We start from the raw sequence: 15,356 nt of genomic DNA, 5'->3' as shown, positions 1-15,356 counted from the left end.
CGTGGCAGGACGGATCAACGACGAGGACGTGAAGGCGGTTCGGGACGCGGTCCCGATCGACGCCGTGGTGTCCGAGTACCTCCAGCTGCGCAACGCGGGCGGTGGCAACCTCAAGGGCCTGTGCCCCTTCCACGACGAGAAGTCGCCGTCCTTCCAGGTCAGCCCGAGCAAGGGACTCTTCCACTGCTTCGGCTGCCAGGAGGGCGGCGACACCATCACGTTCGTGATGAAGGTCGACCACCTCACCTTCTCGGAGTCGGTCGAGCGTCTGGCCGCGCAGGCCGGCATCACCCTGCGCTACGAGGAGGGCGGCTACAACCCCGCCCACCAGCGCGGCGAGCGCATCCGCCTGGTCGAGGCCCACAAGATCGCCGCCGACTGGTACATGGAGCAGCTGGCCACCAGTCCGGAGGCGGACGCCGGCCGGTCGTTCCTCGCCGAGCGCGGCTTCGACCAGGCCGCCGCCGCGCACTTCTCCGTCGGCTACAGCCCTCAGGGCTGGGACCACCTCACCCGCTTCCTGCGCGGCAAGGGCTTCACCGACAAGGAGATCCTCCTGTCCGGCCTCGCCCAGGAGGGCCGGCGCGGTCCCATCGACCGGTTCCGCGGCCGCCTGATGTGGCCGATCCGCGACATCGGCGGCGAGGTCGTCGGCTTCGGCGCCCGCAAGCTCTACGAGTCGGACAACGGCCCGAAGTACCTCAACACGCCCGACACCGCGATCTACAAGAAGTCCCAGGTCCTCTACGGCATCGACCTCGCCAAGAAGGACATCGCCAAGGTGTCCCGCGCGGTCGTCGTCGAGGGCTACACGGACGTCATGGCCTGCCACCTGGCCGGCGTCACCACGGCCATCGCGACCTGCGGCACGGCCTTCGGCACCGACCACATCAAGATCCTGCGCCGGCTCCTGATGGACAACGGCAGCGCGCGCGTGATCTTCACCTTCGACGGTGACGCGGCCGGCCAGAAGGCGGCCCTGCGCGCCTTCGAGGACGACCAGAAGTTCGCCGCCGAGACGTACATCGCCATCGCGCCGGACAACATGGACCCCTGCGAACTGCGCCTGGCCAAGGGCGACGAGGCGGTCGCCGACCTGGTCGAACCCCGCACCCCGCTCTTCGAGTTCGCGCTGCGCCAGATCGTCGTCCGCTACGACCTCGACACCCCCGCGGGCCGCGCGGCCGCCCTGGACGAGGCCGCCCCCGTCGTCGCCCGCATCAAGAACACCGGCGCCCAGCACGAGGTGGCCGTCCAGCTCGCCGGCATGCTCGGCATCCTCGACACCCAGTTCGTCGTCAAGCGGATCGCCCAGCTGGCCCGTTGGGCCCGCGACCGCGGCGGCCAGGGCCCGGCGCCGGACCGGGGCCGGCAGCAGCAGTACGAGTCGACGCCCCGCGCCGCCGCGCCCGGCGGCCCGGCCCTCAACCTCCGCAACCCGGTCTACGCGACCGAACGCGAACTCCTCAAACTCGCCCTGCAACGCCCCGAGCTGGTCTCCCCGGCCTTCGACGCGTACGGCATCGACGAGTTCACCGCCGTCCCCTACGCGGCCGTCCGCCAGGCCGTGATGGACGCGGGCGGCGCCGAGTACGGCATGCAGGACGGCCAGGAGTACCTGGTCCGCGTCCGCGAGGCGGCTCCCGACGACGCCGTCCGCGCGATGGTGACGGAGCTGGCCGTCGAGGCGATCATGCGCCGCACGGTCGACGAGAACTACGCGGGCGAGCAGCTCGTCTGGGTCCGCCGCCGAGCCGTCGAACGCCGGATCCGCGACATCCAGTCCCAGATGGCCCGCCTCTCCGCCGGCGGCGACCCGGCCCAGCTGGCCGCCGTACAGAACGAGCTGTGGGTGCTCCAGCAGTACGACCAGGCGCTAAGGGAGAAGGGGGCCGGGGCGCTCTGAGCGGTCGGCGAACGTCGGCGTCAGCGCCCGGACCAGCCGGTCGGCGAACTCGCCGTCGCGGTGCGCGAATCCCGGGTACTCGCTGACGAAGTGATCCCACTCGGCGTATCCCGCGGCCTCCGAGACGTCGGCCAGGGTGATCTCCGCGCGGTGCCGGCCGGCGAGGGTGTCGCTGCCCGAGAGACAGAAGACACGCAGCAGCAGGTCGTAGGGGAGCGCGTGGTGCTCGGCGAGGAGGACCGCGTCGTAGAGGTCCTTGCCCTGCGGATAGGCGTCGTCGATCAGCCACATGACCTTCCAGGCCAGCGAGAGCGCGGGTGAGGCCGCCAACAGCACCGTGCCATCCGCCAGTTCGGTCGGCTCCGGCTCCTCGGCCAGCTCCTCGTTGAAGACGAAGTCGAGCTGGACGTGACCGCCCGGCAGGCCGGGTGCGGACCAGGGCAGCACCATGCGGCGGCCCGGCACCCGGTCGTAGGTCCAGATGTCCTCCAGTACCGCCTCCCGCGCGACAAAGGACACTCCCGCACCGCGCGCCCCGGCCAGGGCCTGTGCCGCCCGCGCGACACCCTCGAACAGCCGGGCCGTCCGCGTCTCGTCGATCCGCCACGAGCGCGGCACCAAGACGAAGTCCAGGTCACCCGGCTCCCGCGCGGCCGCCCCGAACCACGCCGCAAGCAGCACGCTGCCACGCAGCACCAGCGCGTCCACCCACTCGGAATCGGCGATCGCGGCGAGTACGAGGTCCAGGGCCCGGCGCCGGCCCGACCGCCACGCCTCGCCCTTCACCGGGTCGGTGAAGACCGGGTCCGTCGCCCGGTACGCGTTCTCGTACTGCTTCAGGGCCGGCTCGAAGACCAGCCGCTGTACAAGGCCTTCGCCCGCCGTCGTCCGCAGCGTGCTGGGCAGCCGCTGGGCCACGCGCGTCTTGTCGTCCAGTTCGTCCTGCGGCACCGGGAAACCCGACCACACCGGCTCCTGCCACGTCCCGCTCATCCCCGCGCCCCTCGCACGTCCACCCGCTCCTCGATCCAGCCCTCGTCGATCGACACATCACTGTCGTGGAGCACGAACTCCTGCTCCACATCCACCACTTCGAACCCGGCCAGCTCCGACAGCAACGCCTCCAGCGCGCGCCTCGCCTCCTGCGCATCCACACCGTGGCACCGCTGGGTCACGAACCGCTCCTGCCGGCGTCCGCCCTCCCGCACCCGCCGCGCGTTCCACGACACATGCGCGCCGTGCGGTGCCACCCGTGCCGTGAGCGCGGCCAGGTCGGCGTCCGCGGCCAGCCGAAGCTTCACGTGGTGCTCGAAGTAGCGGCCGTCGTCGCACGGCAGGCGAGGCACCTCCGGGGCCCACGGCGTCGACTCGGTCTTCACCCGTACCGGTACGAAACCGTCCGCCCGCAGTCGCGCCACCACATCCCGCGCCCGGGCCGATTCGGCGGCGTAGGAAGGGGCACCCGACAAAGTGAGCATGGGCTGCTCGCGCATCCGGCCCCGAGCCAGCACGATGTGCGTCAGCTTGAGATCCGCGGCCGCCGCCCACCGGCGCAACCGCTCCGATTCGCGCGCGTCTGCACAGCGAACGGTCACGTGGGTCTCGTAAAAGAATGCGGACACACGCGGATCGTCCCAGATCAGGGCGGTCGCGGGCAGCCGAGTTTTCCGCGACGGTAACCACGCGGTCACGGACCGGACTCAAAAAGTCACCGCACGCCCCTCGTGGCGGTGATGTGTCGTACTCCACACTGGGTTCCGGTGCCTGAGTCCTCGGAGCGCGGCCGATCCGTCCCATACGGGTCCCAGACCCCCGCGGTTCCGCTCATCGAGTACGGGACGGACAACGGCGAGGCCGTCGACTCCGCCCCCGAAGAACCGCTGCCGTACCCCCTGGCAGCGATCATCCTGGAGGTCGCCCCCGTGCAGACCCAGACCCTCACACAGACCGAGAGCACAGACGGCACAGAGCCGGACGCGGAGACCGACCAACTCGTCGCCGTCCCCCCGCAGACGCGTGTCGCGCACCACCCCGAGACCGAGACCGCGGAACCCGCCGAGCCGCCCGCCGAGGCGCTGGAGAGCCCTGAGGCCGCCGAACCGGTCGAAGTACCCGAGCCGCCCCGCAGCAGCCGCGCCGACACCAGTGGGCCGTCCTCGGACCTGTTCCGCCAGTACCTGCGGGAGATCGGCCGGATCTCCCTGCTCACCGCGGCCGAGGAGGTCGACCTCGCGCGCCGGGTCGAGGCCGGGCTGTTCGCCGAGGAGAGGCTCAGCACCGCCGTCGACCTGGACAGTCAACTCGCCCTGGACCTGGACCGCTTGGTCGTGCTCGGCCGGATGGCCAAGCGCCGCCTCATCGAGGCCAACCTCCGACTCGTCGTCTCCGTCGCCAAGCGTTACGTCGGCCGCGGACTGACCATGCTCGACCTCGTCCAGGAGGGCAACCTCGGCCTGATCAGGGCGGTCGAGAAGTTCGACTACGCCCGTGGCTACAAGTTCTCGACGTACGCCACCTGGTGGATCCGGCAGGCCATGTCCCGCGCCCTCGCCGACCAGGCCCGCACCATCCGCGTCCCCGTCCACGTCGTCGAACTCATCAACCGCGTCGTCCGCGTCCAGCGCCGCATGCTCCAGGAGCGCGGTTACGAGCCGACGCCGGAGGAGGTGGCCGACCACCTCGACCTCGCGCCGGAGCGCGTCAGCGAGGTGCTGCGGCTCGCCCAGGAGCCGGTGTCGTTGCACGCGCCGGTGGGTGAGGAGGACGACGTCGCCCTCGGTGACCTCATCGAGGACGGCGACGCGGCGTCCCCCGTCGAGTCGGCCGCGTTCCTGTTGCTCAGGGAGCATCTGGAGGCCGTGCTCTCGACGTTGGGGGAGCGGGAGCGGAAGGTTGTTCAGCTGCGGTACGGGCTTGTCGATGGCCGGCCGCGGACGTTGGAGGAGATCGGGCGGATCTTCGGCGTCACCCGGGAACGGATCAGGCAGATCGAGTCCAAGACCCTTAACAAGCTGAGGGATCACGCATTCGCGGATCAGCTGAGGGGATACCTGGACTGAGGTCAGGGTGCCGCGCGGCGGCACCCTGACACCAGGAGATTCAGTCCACCTCCGCCACCGCCTGCGCGAACTGCGCCTTGTACAGCCGTGCGTACGCCCCGTCCGCCGCCAACAGGTCCGCGTGCGCGCCCTGTTCGACGATCGCGCCGTTCTCCATGACGAGGATCGTGTCCGCGTCGCGGATCGTGGAGAGCCGGTGCGCGATCACGAACGACGTGCGGCCATGGGCCAGTTTGGCCATCGCCTTCTGGATCAGCACCTCCGTACGGGTGTCGACCGACGACGTCGCCTCGTCCAGGACCAGGATCGTCGGGTCGGACAGGAACGCCCGCGCGATGGTGATCAGTTGCTTCTCACCGGCGCTGACACCCGTGCCCTCGTCGTCGATCACGGTGTCGTACCCGTCGGGCAGCGTCCGCACGAACCGGTCGGCGTGCGCCGCCCGTGCCGCTTCCTCGATCTCGCCGCGCGTGACCTCGCGGGCGGACCCGTACGCGATGTTCTCCGCGATCGTGCCGCCGAACAGCCAGGTGTCCTGGAGCACCATGCCGATGCCGGCGCGCAGGTCGTCCCGGGACATCGTGGCGATGTCCACGCCGTCGAGGGTGATGCGCCCGCCGGAGACCTCGTAGAACCGCATGAGGAGGTTGACCAGCGTGGTCTTGCCGGCGCCGGTCGGGCCGACGATCGCGACCGTGTGGCCGGGTTCGACCTTGAGGGAGAGGTCGTCGATGAGCGGCTTGTCGGGGTCGTAGCGGAACGACACGTGCTCAAGGGCGACCCGTCCGCGCAGCTCCGCCGGCTTGGCGCCCGGCATCGGGTCGGCCTCCTGCTCGTCCGCGTCGAGGAGTTCGAAGATCCGCTCGGCCGAGGCGACGCCGGACTGCACCAGGTTCGCCATCGACGCGACCTGCGTCAGCGGCATCGAGAACTGGCGCGAGTACTGGATGAAGGCCTGCACGTCACCGATGGACAGCGCGCCGGAGGCGACCCGCAGGCCGCCGACCACGGCCACCAGCACGTAGTTGAGGTTCGACACGAACATCATCAGCGGCTGCATGACACCGCTGTTGAACTGCGCCTTGAACCCGGCCTCGTACAGCGCGTCGTTCTGCTCGGCGAACTGCTGCGCCGACTCGTCCTGCCGGCCGAACACCTTCACCAGGGTGTGCCCGGTGTACATCTCCTCGACGTGGGCGTTGAGCTTGCCCGTGGTGCGCCACTGCTGCACGAAGTGCGGCTGCGAGCGCTTGCCGATCCGGGTGGCGATCAGGAACGACAGCGGCACCGTCACCAGCGCCACCAGCGCCAGCAGCCACGACACCCAGAACATCACCGCGAGGACGCCGATGATCGTGAGCACCGAGTTGATGAGCTGGCCCATCGACTGCTGGAGGGTCTGCCCGATGTTGTCGATGTCGTTGGTCGCCCGGCTCAGCACCTCACCGCGCTGCCGCTTGTCGAAGTACGACAGCGGGAGCCGCGACAGCTTCGCCTGGACGTCCTCGCGCAGCCGGAACATCGTCCGGTTGACGGCCCGGTTGACCAGCCGGGTCGCCACCGCCATCAGCAGGCCCGCCACCAGGAACGTACAGAGGGCGAGCAGCAGCACCCGGCCCACGGCGTCGAAGTCGATGCCCTGGCCCGGGGTGAAGTCGGTGGAGCGGAGCATGTCGGCGACCGTGCCCTGGCCGCGCTCCCGCATCGAGGCGAGGACCTGCGCCTTGGTCTCCCCGGCCGGCATCTCCCGGCCGATGATCCCGGCGAAGACCAGGTCGGTGGCCTGACCGAGGATCTTGGGACCGATCACGTTCAGGCTGACGCTGATGACCACACAGGTCAACAGCGCGTAGATGGTGAGCCGTTCCGGTTTGAACTGGGCGATCAGGCGTTTGCCCGACACCTTGAAATCCATCGAGCGCGAATCGGGGCCGCCCCCGGCCATCATCCGCCCCATCGGCCCGGCCATCAGGCAGCCTCCGCTTCCGTGAGCTGGGAGAGGACGATCTCCCGGTAGGTCTCGTTGTCGGCCATCAGCTCGTGATGGCGGCCGGTCCCGACGACCCGGCCCTCGTCGAGGACCACGATCCGGTCGGCGTCCCGGATGGTCGCCACGCGCTGGGCGACGATCACGACGGTCGCCTCGGCGGTCTCCTGCGACAGCGCCGCGCGCAGGTTCGCGTCGGTGGCGTAGTCGAGGGCCGAGAAGGAGTCGTCGAAGAGGTAGATCTCCGGGCGCTGGACGAGCGTACGGGCGATCGCGAGGCGCTGGCGCTGGCCGCCGGAGACGTTCGTGCCGCCCTGTGCGATGGGTGCGTCGAGGCGGCCTTCGAGGGCGGACACGAAGTCCTTGGCCTGCGCCACCTCCAGCGCGTGCCACAACTCCTCGTCGGTGGCGTCGGGATTGCCGTAGCGCAGGTTCGTGGCGACCGTGCCCGCGAACAGGTACGGCCGCTGCGGCACCAGGCTGACCGTCTTGGCCAGCAGCACCGGGTCGATCGTCGCCACGTCGACACCGTCGACGAGGACCTGGCCGTCGGTCGCGTCAACCAGCCGGGGGATCAGACTCAGAAGGGTGGACTTTCCGCTGCCGGTCGAGCCGATGACGGCGGTCGTCTCACCCGGCCGTGCCACCAGGTCGACGGACTTCAGCACGGGTTCCTCGGCACCCGGGTAGCAGAAGCCGACCCCGCGGAGTTCCAGATGGCCGTGCCGGCGCAGTTCGGTGACGGGCGCGAGCGGCGGCACGACACTGGACTCCGTGTCGAGGACCTCCTCGATGCGCTCGGCGCAGACCTCCGCGCGCGGCACCATCATGAACATGAAGGTGGCCATCATCACGGACATCACGATCTGCATCAGATAGGCGAGGAACGCGGTCAGGTCGCCGATCTGCATCCCGCCGCTGTCGATGCGATGCGCGCCGAACCAGACCACCGCGATCGACGACAGGTTCACCGTGGTCATGACCACCGGGAACATCAGCGCGAGCAGGTTGCCGGTCTTCAGCTGCATCTCGGTCAGGTCGGTGTTGGCCTTCCTGAACCGGTCCTTCTCGTACTCGTCGCGCACGAAGGCCCTGATCACACGGTTGCCGGTGATCTGCTCGCGCAGCACCCGGTTCACCGTGTCCAGGCGCGTCTGCATCGCCCGGAACAGCGGCCGCAGCCGCCGCACGATCAACGTCACGCAGATGGTCAGCGTGGGCACGACCGCGATCAGCACCCCGGACAGCGGTACGTCCAGGCCGAGCGCCAGCACGATGCCGCCCACGCACATGATCGGCGCCGACACCATCAGCGTGAACGTCATCAGGGCCAGCATCTGGACCTGCTGCACGTCGTTCGTCGTACGGGTGATCAGCGAGGGCGCGCCGAAGTGGCCCACCTCTCGGGCGGAGAACGACTGCACCCGGTCGAAGACGGCCGCCCGGATGTCCCGGCCGAGCGCCGACGCGGTCCGGGCGCCGTAGTACACGGCCCCGATGTTGCACACGACCTGCACCAGCGAGATGCCGATCATCAAGGCGCCGAAGGAGAGGATGTAACCGGTGTCACCCTTGACGACACCGTTGTCGATGATGTGCGCGTTCAGCGTGGGCAGGTAGAGGGTGGCGCAGGTCTGCAGGAACTGCAGCAGCACCAGCAGAGCGATGGGTTTCCTGTAGGGCCTGAGATAGGTCCGCAGAAGTCGTATGAGCACGCTACGTCTCTCGGATCGGCGGGTGGGGCGGGGCGGGCTTCGTGCCCCAGGCTCCTATCGTCGAACACTCCACCCGCGTTACCTCAACCGATTAAGCCGACAGCAGGGCGCTTTACCGCCTTATGGGCGGTGTCCTTTGCCGACTCGTGAAGTCATGAGCGGAAAGCGTTCGGGTGCGTCTGCTCGCGGACCGACATGTACTGCTGGCGCACGGCCTGTCCCACAGCCAGATCCTCGCCGGGATCGAGCACCTGCGCCGCCGCGCCCTGCCACATGGGCGGGTTGCGCCGGTCGAGCGTGCCCTGGGTGACCCCGAGCGCCCAGGCGGCCTGCCGGGCGGCACCGAGCGCCGCGTAGTCCGCGGGCTGCGGGACGACGACCTGCGCGCCGAACAGCGACGGCGCCGCGACCTGCACGGCCGGCAGCTCGGCCGCCGCCCCCAGCAGGAAGATCCGCCGTACGTCGACACCCCGCCCGCGCAGCACGTCGAGCGCGTCGGCGAGCCCGCACAGCATGCCCTCGAAGGCGGCCCGGGCGAGGTGTTCTGCACGCATAGATTCGCGCCGCAGACCGGTCAAAGTTCCCGCGGTGTGCGGCAGGTTCGGCGTCCGCTCGCCCTCCAAATAGGGCAGCAGCACCAGCCCGTGCGAGCCCGGCGTCGACTTCATCGCCAGCTCCGACAGGCTCTCCAGATCCGGCAGCCCGAGCAGCTCGGCGGTCCCGCGCAGGGCCCGTACCGCGTTCAGCGTGGTGACGACCGGCAGGTGCATGCCGGTCGCGTCGGCCAGCGAGGTGATCATCCCGCTCTGATCGACCAGCGCCTCACCGTGTACGGCCATCACGGACCCGGAGGCCCCGAGCGACACGACGGCGTCGCCGAGCCCGATCCCGAGCCCGAAGGCGGCGGCCATGGTCTCGCCGGTCCCGGCGGAGATCAACAGCCCCTCCGGCGTCGTACCGGCCGCCTCCGCCGGCCCGATCACCTCGGGCAGCATGACCTGGTGACCGAGCGCCAGCTCGACCAGATCGGGCCGGTACGCGCCGGTGGCCGCCGACCAGTACCCGGTCCCGGAGGCCCCGCCACGATCGGTGGTACGGCGCACCGGGCGCCCGAGCAACTGCCATACGAGCCAGTCGTGCGCCTGCATGAGGACGGCGGTGCGCAGGGCGTTGTCCGGCTCGGTCTTGTTCAGCCAGCGCAGCTTGGTCACCGGTTGGGCGGCCTGCGGCACGGAGCCCACGGCCTGCGCCCACGCCTCGCGGCCGCCGAGCGCGTCGATCAGATCGGCCGCCGCGACCTGCGCGCGCTTGTCGCCGCCGACCATCGCGGGTCTGACGGTGTTGCCCTGCGAGTCCAGCGGGACCACGGCGTTCTGCTGGGCCGACACGCCGATGGCCTGCACGCCTTCGAGCAGCCCGCCACCGGCGGCCTCACCGAGGGACAGCAGCCACGCCTGTGGATCGATGTCGGAGGGCCGCGTGCCCTCGGCGCCGTCTACCGGATGCGGGGCATACCCCTGCCTGAGTACGGCTCCCGTGTCTGCGTCGCAGACGACGATGCGAGTGAAATCGGGCGAACTGTCCAACCCGGCGACTATCCCCATGGCCAAAATTCTGCCGCATCGCTCCGCCGGGTTTGGCCGTGGAGGCGTGGGGGTGCCTGTGAATCGGCGGGTGCGGGTCCGTTGTGGCTGGTCGCACAGTTCCCCGCGCCCCTCAGGGCGTGCACTGGCCCTCCTGCTGAAATCGGCCGTTATGTATTGCTCGTACCCCAGTCGTCACCAGTTGCGCCGTTGGTGTTGCGGTCCCTCAGGGAGCGCACGCGCTCCGCGACCGAGTCGGGGACGCGGTCGCCGACCTTGTCGCTGACCGCGTGGTACGCCTTGCCGGCGAACTGGCGGCCCTGTTGGGCGGCGGACTCGGCGGTGTTGCGGACGGCGGGGTTCTGCGCGACCTGGCGAGCGGACTTCATCAACTGTTCGTAACGCTCGCGCCCGGCCCGCGTGCCCAGCACGTAGCCCAGCGTCAGCCCGGCGACGAACGTGAGCTTGTAGCGCATGGCGGCCACCCTTCCCTCGTGTGGATCTCTGGTGCGGCGTAGGTGCCGGGGAGTATCGATTGGCGGAGCACCCCCCTGCTTGCGCTAATGTATGTGTCGCAGCGAGCGCCCGCCCCCTGGCGAATACCCAGGTAGCTACGTTCGATGCAACGAGGCATTCCTCCGTAGCTCAATTGGCAGAGCAGCCGGCTGTTAACCGGCAGGTTACTGGTTCGAGTCCAGTCGGGGGAGCTTCGATCTTCCGTAGCTCAATTGGCAGAGCAGCCGGCTGTTAACCGGCAGGTTACTGGTTCGAGTCCAGTCGGGAGAGCCACCTGGAAGCCACGTGAACGAGGACCCCGATGGGGTCCTTTTTCATGTCCGCAGGAACCGTGCAGGTCACAGCGGAGTCCTCAAGGGCATGCGAAGTCGACCATCCGAAGCAGGAGATCGTATGAGCGGCTATGCTGCGGCAGACGGTGCGTACACGTGTGCGCGACACGCCGCTATGGGGCGGTAGCTCAGCCGGTTAGAGCAGCGGACTCATAATCCGCCGGCCGTGGGTTCGAGTCCCACCCGCCCCACCATGCACTGTGGTCGAAGAATCGTTCTGGCCCACGTTCTTGCCGGCCGAGGGTGAGTCGTTGCGGGGGCGGGAGAGGGTCAGTTCTCTTCGCGTGCCCCGAGGACCCGCAGTGCGTGTCGTGCGTTCGTGTCTCCCAGGTCGGCGGCCTTGCGGAACCAGTCGAGGGCCTCGGGCGACCGGTCCAGGCCGACGAGCAGGCGGCCCAAGGCGTACATGCCGCCGACGTTCCCGGCGTCGGCCGCTTCGCGGAGCCAGTTCTCGGCCTCCGCCATGTGCTGTTGGCCCTCGTACATCAGCCCCAGGTTCACCGCCGCGCCGCTGAAGCCCGCGGTGTGGGAGCGCACGTAGAGTGCGGCGGCCCGGTCGGTGTCGCCCGCGTCCCGGGCCAGGTCGGCCATGAAGCTGAGTGCCCCGGGGTGGTCCTTGTCCGCTGCCCGGCGCAGGATCTCCTCGGCCTCCCGCCGGCGGCCCCGGCCGAGCCACAGGCCGGCCAGGGACACCTCCGCGTCCAAGTGCCCCTTCTTCGCAGCCTGTTCGAAGTGGCGCTCGGCGAGGGGGAGTTCACCCGTCGCCTGGTAGTGGAGACCCAGGTTGTACTGCGATGGCGCGTGACCGCGCGCGGACGCCTCGGAGTACCAGTGCAGGGTCTCGCCGGTCACCTTCCGGTCCCCGTCGGCGAGTTGCAGCGCGAGGCTGTGCATGGCGCCGGTGTCTCCCGCGGCGGCGGCCCGGCGGAACCACAGGATCGCGTTGTCGCGGTCGCCGAGGTCGATGTAGAGGAGTCCGAGGTTGTACTGGGCGTTGACGGAGTTCGCCTCCGCCGCACGGAGGTACGCGTCGCGTGCTTCCTCCAGTTTTCCCTGCGCCGCGAGGGCGACCCCCTGCTGGAACCACTTCCGACCGCTGAACCAACCGCGTCTGCTCAAGACATCCCCGCCCTCGCCCCACGGATCAAGGACACAGAGTGGCACAAACGTGCGAAACCTCGAAAGGGTGCGCGGCGTGCAATGCCGTGGTGTGGGTGGCGTGAGTGGGGCGAGGCCTCGGGTGGCGTCACTCGGCGGTCGTCGTGAGCGCCAACTTGCCCGTCACGCGGCCTTCGAGGAGGTGGCGGACGGCCGCGGCGGTCTCGGTGAGGGGGTAGACGTGGTCCACGACGGGGTGGAGTCCGCCCGTGTTGATGAGGGTGGTCACGTCGCGCAGGCCGTCGGCGTGTTCGGATGCGATGAAGGTGCCCAGGTGGTGGGCGGTGAACGGGGACAGCAGCTGGGCGCGGAGCTGGCGGTCGGTGCCGCCGAGCCATCTGCCGTCCGTCTCGCCGCCGGTGATGATCAGTCTGCCGCGCGGGGTGAGGGCGCGGCGGAGGTCCCGCAGGGTGCGGTTGCCCGCGATGTCGATGATCGCGTCGTAGCGACGCGGGCCGGCCAGGAAGTCCTCGCGGGTGTAGTCGATCACGTGGCCGGCGCCCAACGCCCGTACGGTGGCGCGCTTTCGCGTGCTCGCCACCGCCGTGACCTCGGCGCCGAAGGTGTGGGCGAGCTGGACCGCGAAGGTGCCCACGCCGCCCGCTGCTCCCGTGATCAGGACCTGCTGCCCTTCCTGGACCTTGGCCTGGTCGCGGACCGCTTGTAGTGCGGTGAGCGCGCTGACGGGGACCGTCGCCGCCTCCTCGAAGGTGAGCCCGGCCGGCATGGGCGCGATCCGGTCGGGACGGGCGGCGGCGTAGTCGGCGAACGCGGCGGCCGCCGTGCCGTACACCTCGTCGCCGGGGGCGAAGCCGGTCACGGCGGAGCCGACCTTCTCGACGACACCGGCGACGCAGCGGCCGGGGTTGGGCAGCTTCGGCCTGCGCGGGCCGCTCACCGCCCGGACCGGGTACGGCAGGCCTGCCATCAGGTGCCAGGTTCCCCGGTCCACGCTGGAGGCACGCACGCGGACCAGCACCTCGTCCGGTCCGATCGCCGGGCGGGCGAGCCGCGCGGTGCGCAGCACGGCCTCGGGCTCGGTGCCGTACCGCTCCTGTACGACGGCCGTCATCGTCCCGCCGGTCCCGCCGTTCCCCTCGGCGGTGGTGATCGGCTCGCTCGTGTTCGGCATCGTCGCTGCTCCCGGTTCCGGTCCGCAGGTGCGGCCACTTACGGCGTAAGTATCTACTTACGCCGTAAGTACAGCACTTACGGCGTAAGGTCGTCAACGCCCGGAGACCGAGAGGCTCGGAGACCGCGAGAGGGAGAGAACGGCCGCCATGCCCCGACGTACCGCCGCCCCACAGTCGGCCCGTGAACCGCTCTCCCGGCAGCGGGTGCTGCGGGCCGCCGTCGAACTCGCCGACGCCGGCGGCCTGGAGACGCTCAGCATGCGCAAGCTCGGTGAGGCCGTCGGGGTCGAGGCGATGTCCCTCTACAACCACGTGGCCGGCAAGGAGGACCTGCTCGACGGCATGGTCGACCTGGTCTTCGGCGAGGTCGAACTGCCCGCGCCGGGCGAGGACTGGCGGCAGGCGATGAGGCAGCGCGCGGCCTCCATGCGCCGCGTGCTGTCCGGGCACCGCTGGGCGATCGGGCTGATGGAGTCACGGTCCCGGCCCGGACCCGCCACCCTGCGGCACCACGACGCCGTGCTCGGATGTCTGCGCCAGGGCGGGCTCTCTCTCCCCATGACCGCCCACGCCGTGTCGGTCATCGACAGCTACATCTACGGGTTCGCCCTCCAGGAGAAGGCGCTGCCCTTCGAATCCCCGGACGAGACAGCCGAGTTGGCGGAGTCCATCATGAGCGGATTCGGCGAGGGCGAGTACCCGTACCTGACCGAGATCGCGACCGATCACGTCATGCGGCCCGGGTACGACTACGGCGACGAGTTCGCGTTCGGGCTCGAGCTGATCCTCAACGGGCTTCAGCGGACGGCGGGTTGACCCACTCCAGGGCGAACCACAGCTCCATCCGTACTCCGGGGTCCTGAAGGTCGACGTCCAGGACCTCCGCGACCCGGGACAGGCGGTGGCGCACGGTGTTGCGGTGGACGTGCAGGGCCGCAGCGGTACGGTCCCAACTGCCGTGCAGGGTCAGCCAGGTGCGCAGGGTGTCCAGGAGGACCGGGGCGCCCGGCGGGCCGGCCTCGTCGAGCGGGGCGAAGCGGGTACGGGCCAAGTCCCGGGCTGCGGCGGGCGGGACGAGTCCGTGCACGGTGAGCGGGTCCTCGACGTGGACGACGGCCGGTACCCGGGCGGCGATCGCGCGCTGGAGGGCACGGGCCGCCTGCCGATCGGCGTGCGGCAGGTCCGCGGCCGCCGCGGGAGCACTGAAACCGAGCGTCCAGCCCAAGTCGGCGGCCTGCGCGGGTACTTCGGGGCGGGCGTCCGGTGTCCCGGGGATCAGGGCCGTCAGCTCGGAGCCGTCGACGTGCAGGTACGGGGTGCCGAAGGCGGTGCCCAGAGTGGCGAGTTGGGCCGGGTCGTCGCCCGGGTGAGGTGCCGGTGCGGAGCGTGCCGGGGCGTGCCGGCCATGGACCACGATCCAGTGCTGCTCGGTTCTCTTCGTGTCGGCGGGGGAGAGGGCGGGGGCCACGTCGGCCGGGGTGGCCCCGAGCATCAGACGTACGAGGGCGCCGGCGCTGTGGGTGTCGGTGCCGAGGGCGTGCCGGGGGCTGGTGAGCAGGGCCAGCAGGACGGTCGCCGTGCTGGTGATCTGGCGGTGGACCAGGGTCGGGGGCGTGGTGGCGGCCTGGCCGAGGGCGAGCGTCGTGGTGGCGCCGTCGGCCGCGGGCAGGGTGTGGACGGTCAGGTGGATGCCGCCCTGGTGGTCGGCCGCCGCGGACGGTGCGGATCGGGTGGCGGGGATGGTGCCGGTGCCGGTGCCGGTGCCGGTGCCGGTGCCGGTGCGGGTGTGGGTGCGGGCGGCGGCGCCTGCGCCGGTTCGCGCGGTGGTGCGCAGTACGAGGTCGCGTACGCGGTCCGGGGTGGGGGAGTCGGGGCGCGGGCCGGCGTGGAAGAGCTCGTTGCCCTGGGCGTCGTAGAGGACCGCCCAGGCGCCGGTGTCATGCCCGATGAGCATGCCTCCGACTCGT

At 70.4% G+C, this 15,356-nt stretch carries 12 protein-coding genes and 3 tRNA genes; 6 read left to right on the top strand and 9 right to left on the bottom strand.

What is annotated here, in order from left to right; all coding sequences use genetic code 11:
• Position 1 precedes the first annotated feature (1 nt).
• Complete coding sequence (gene dnaG, locus ACWD5F_RS12970) at positions 2-1,906, top strand: DNA primase (RefSeq protein ID WP_451253782.1); 1,905 nt, start codon at positions 2-4, stop codon at positions 1,904-1,906.
• Here the strand turns inward: dnaG and ACWD5F_RS12965 are convergent.
• Positions 1,877-2,899: a nucleotidyl transferase AbiEii/AbiGii toxin family protein gene (locus tag ACWD5F_RS12965; protein WP_451253780.1), complete on the bottom strand. Its 1,023-nt coding sequence runs from the start codon at positions 2,897-2,899 to the stop codon at positions 1,877-1,879. The two genes, dnaG and ACWD5F_RS12965, sit on opposite strands and share 30 nt — an antisense overlap.
• The gene (locus tag ACWD5F_RS12960; RefSeq protein WP_451253778.1) at positions 2,896-3,528 is read right to left on the bottom strand and encodes a hypothetical protein; all 633 of its coding nucleotides are present in this window, start codon (positions 3,526-3,528) and stop codon (positions 2,896-2,898) included. Before ACWD5F_RS12960 ends, ACWD5F_RS12965 begins: the two co-directional genes overlap by 4 nt.
• A gap of 138 nt (positions 3,529-3,666) precedes the next feature.
• Between ACWD5F_RS12960 and ACWD5F_RS12955 the strand changes: the two genes are divergently transcribed.
• Positions 3,667-4,965, top strand: coding sequence for an RNA polymerase sigma factor (locus tag ACWD5F_RS12955; RefSeq protein WP_451253776.1), 1,299 nt, complete (start codon positions 3,667-3,669; stop codon positions 4,963-4,965).
• A 40-nt stretch (positions 4,966-5,005) separates the two neighbouring features.
• Here the strand turns inward: ACWD5F_RS12955 and ACWD5F_RS12950 are convergent, their stop codons facing one another.
• The 4 genes from ACWD5F_RS12950 to ACWD5F_RS12935 all read right to left on the bottom strand — a co-directional run bounded on the left by ACWD5F_RS12950 (position 5,006) and on the right by ACWD5F_RS12935 (position 10,726).
• On the bottom strand, positions 5,006-6,934 hold the full coding sequence (locus ACWD5F_RS12950; protein ID WP_451253774.1) for an ABC transporter ATP-binding protein: 1,929 nt from the start codon (positions 6,932-6,934) through the stop codon (positions 5,006-5,008).
• Positions 6,934-8,667: an ABC transporter ATP-binding protein gene (locus ACWD5F_RS12945; RefSeq protein WP_451253773.1), complete on the bottom strand. Its 1,734-nt coding sequence runs from the start codon at positions 8,665-8,667 to the stop codon at positions 6,934-6,936. Before ACWD5F_RS12945 ends, ACWD5F_RS12950 begins: the two co-directional genes overlap by 1 nt.
• A gap of 152 nt (positions 8,668-8,819) precedes the next feature.
• Positions 8,820-10,271 carry an FGGY family carbohydrate kinase gene (locus tag ACWD5F_RS12940; RefSeq protein ID WP_401729922.1) on the bottom strand — a complete coding sequence of 484 codons (1,452 nt, stop codon included), beginning with the start codon at positions 10,269-10,271 and terminating at the stop codon, positions 8,820-8,822.
• Positions 10,272-10,420: 149 nt separating this feature from the next.
• Positions 10,421-10,726, bottom strand: a complete 306-nt coding sequence (locus ACWD5F_RS12935) for a YtxH domain-containing protein (RefSeq protein ID WP_401729924.1) — start codon at positions 10,724-10,726, stop codon at positions 10,421-10,423.
• Positions 10,727-10,884: 158 nt separating this feature from the next.
• Here ACWD5F_RS12935 and ACWD5F_RS12930 point away from each other — a divergent pair.
• The 3 genes from ACWD5F_RS12930 (at position 10,885) to ACWD5F_RS12920 (ending at position 11,292) form a co-directional block, all read left to right on the top strand.
• A tRNA-Asn gene (locus tag ACWD5F_RS12930) sits at positions 10,885-10,957 on the top strand.
• Positions 10,958-10,963: 6 nt separating this feature from the next.
• Positions 10,964-11,039: transfer RNA gene (locus ACWD5F_RS12925), tRNA-Asn, on the top strand.
• Between the two features lie 176 nt (positions 11,040-11,215).
• A tRNA-Ile gene (locus ACWD5F_RS12920) sits at positions 11,216-11,292 on the top strand.
• A 76-nt stretch (positions 11,293-11,368) separates the two neighbouring features.
• On the opposite strand, the gene ACWD5F_RS12915 is transcribed toward ACWD5F_RS12920, so the two are convergent.
• Positions 11,369-12,217 (bottom strand): tetratricopeptide repeat protein, encoded by an 849-nt coding sequence (locus ACWD5F_RS12915; protein ID WP_451253770.1) that lies wholly within the window; start codon positions 12,215-12,217, stop codon positions 11,369-11,371.
• A 127-nt stretch (positions 12,218-12,344) separates the two neighbouring features.
• Positions 12,345-13,388, bottom strand: a complete 1,044-nt coding sequence (locus tag ACWD5F_RS12910) for an NAD(P)-dependent alcohol dehydrogenase (RefSeq protein WP_451253768.1) — start codon at positions 13,386-13,388, stop codon at positions 12,345-12,347.
• 148 nt (positions 13,389-13,536) lie between these two features.
• On the opposite strand from ACWD5F_RS12910, the gene ACWD5F_RS12905 reads away from it, so the two are divergent.
• Positions 13,537-14,205 carry a TetR/AcrR family transcriptional regulator gene (locus ACWD5F_RS12905; protein WP_451253766.1) on the top strand — a complete coding sequence of 223 codons (669 nt, stop codon included), beginning with the start codon at positions 13,537-13,539 and terminating at the stop codon, positions 14,203-14,205.
• Here the strand turns inward: ACWD5F_RS12905 and ACWD5F_RS12900 are convergent.
• The gene (locus tag ACWD5F_RS12900; protein ID WP_451253764.1) at positions 14,177-15,343 is read right to left on the bottom strand and encodes a PucR family transcriptional regulator; all 1,167 of its coding nucleotides are present in this window, start codon (positions 15,341-15,343) and stop codon (positions 14,177-14,179) included. The two genes, ACWD5F_RS12905 and ACWD5F_RS12900, sit on opposite strands and share 29 nt — an antisense overlap.
• Between the last annotated feature and the right edge of the window lie 13 nt (positions 15,344-15,356).

It is taken from the genome of Streptomyces sp. NPDC002499 (genome assembly GCF_053595415.1).
Note: the sequence above shows the minus strand (reverse complement) of the source record. Positions and strands in the feature narration are given on the sequence as shown.

Excerpts from the sequence above, each read along its gene's own strand:
- ACWD5F_RS12965 (WP_451253780.1), bottom strand. The coding sequence starts at position 2,899 with ATGAGCGGGACGTGGCAGGAGCCGGTGTGGTCGGGTTTCCCGGTGCCG.
- ACWD5F_RS12950 (WP_451253774.1), bottom strand. The coding sequence starts at position 6,934 with ATGGCCGGGCCGATGGGGCGGATGATGGCCGGGGGCGGCCCCGATTCG.
- ACWD5F_RS12940 (WP_401729922.1), bottom strand. The coding sequence starts at position 10,271 with ATGGGGATAGTCGCCGGGTTGGACAGTTCGCCCGATTTCACTCGCATC.
- ACWD5F_RS12935 (WP_401729924.1), bottom strand. The coding sequence starts at position 10,726 with ATGCGCTACAAGCTCACGTTCGTCGCCGGGCTGACGCTGGGCTACGTG.
- ACWD5F_RS12910 (WP_451253768.1), bottom strand. The coding sequence starts at position 13,388 with ATGCCGAACACGAGCGAGCCGATCACCACCGCCGAGGGGAACGGCGGG.
- ACWD5F_RS12905 (WP_451253766.1), top strand. The coding sequence starts at position 13,537 with ATGCCCCGACGTACCGCCGCCCCACAGTCGGCCCGTGAACCGCTCTCC.
- ACWD5F_RS12900 (WP_451253764.1), bottom strand. The coding sequence starts at position 15,343 with ATGCTCATCGGGCATGACACCGGCGCCTGGGCGGTCCTCTACGACGCC.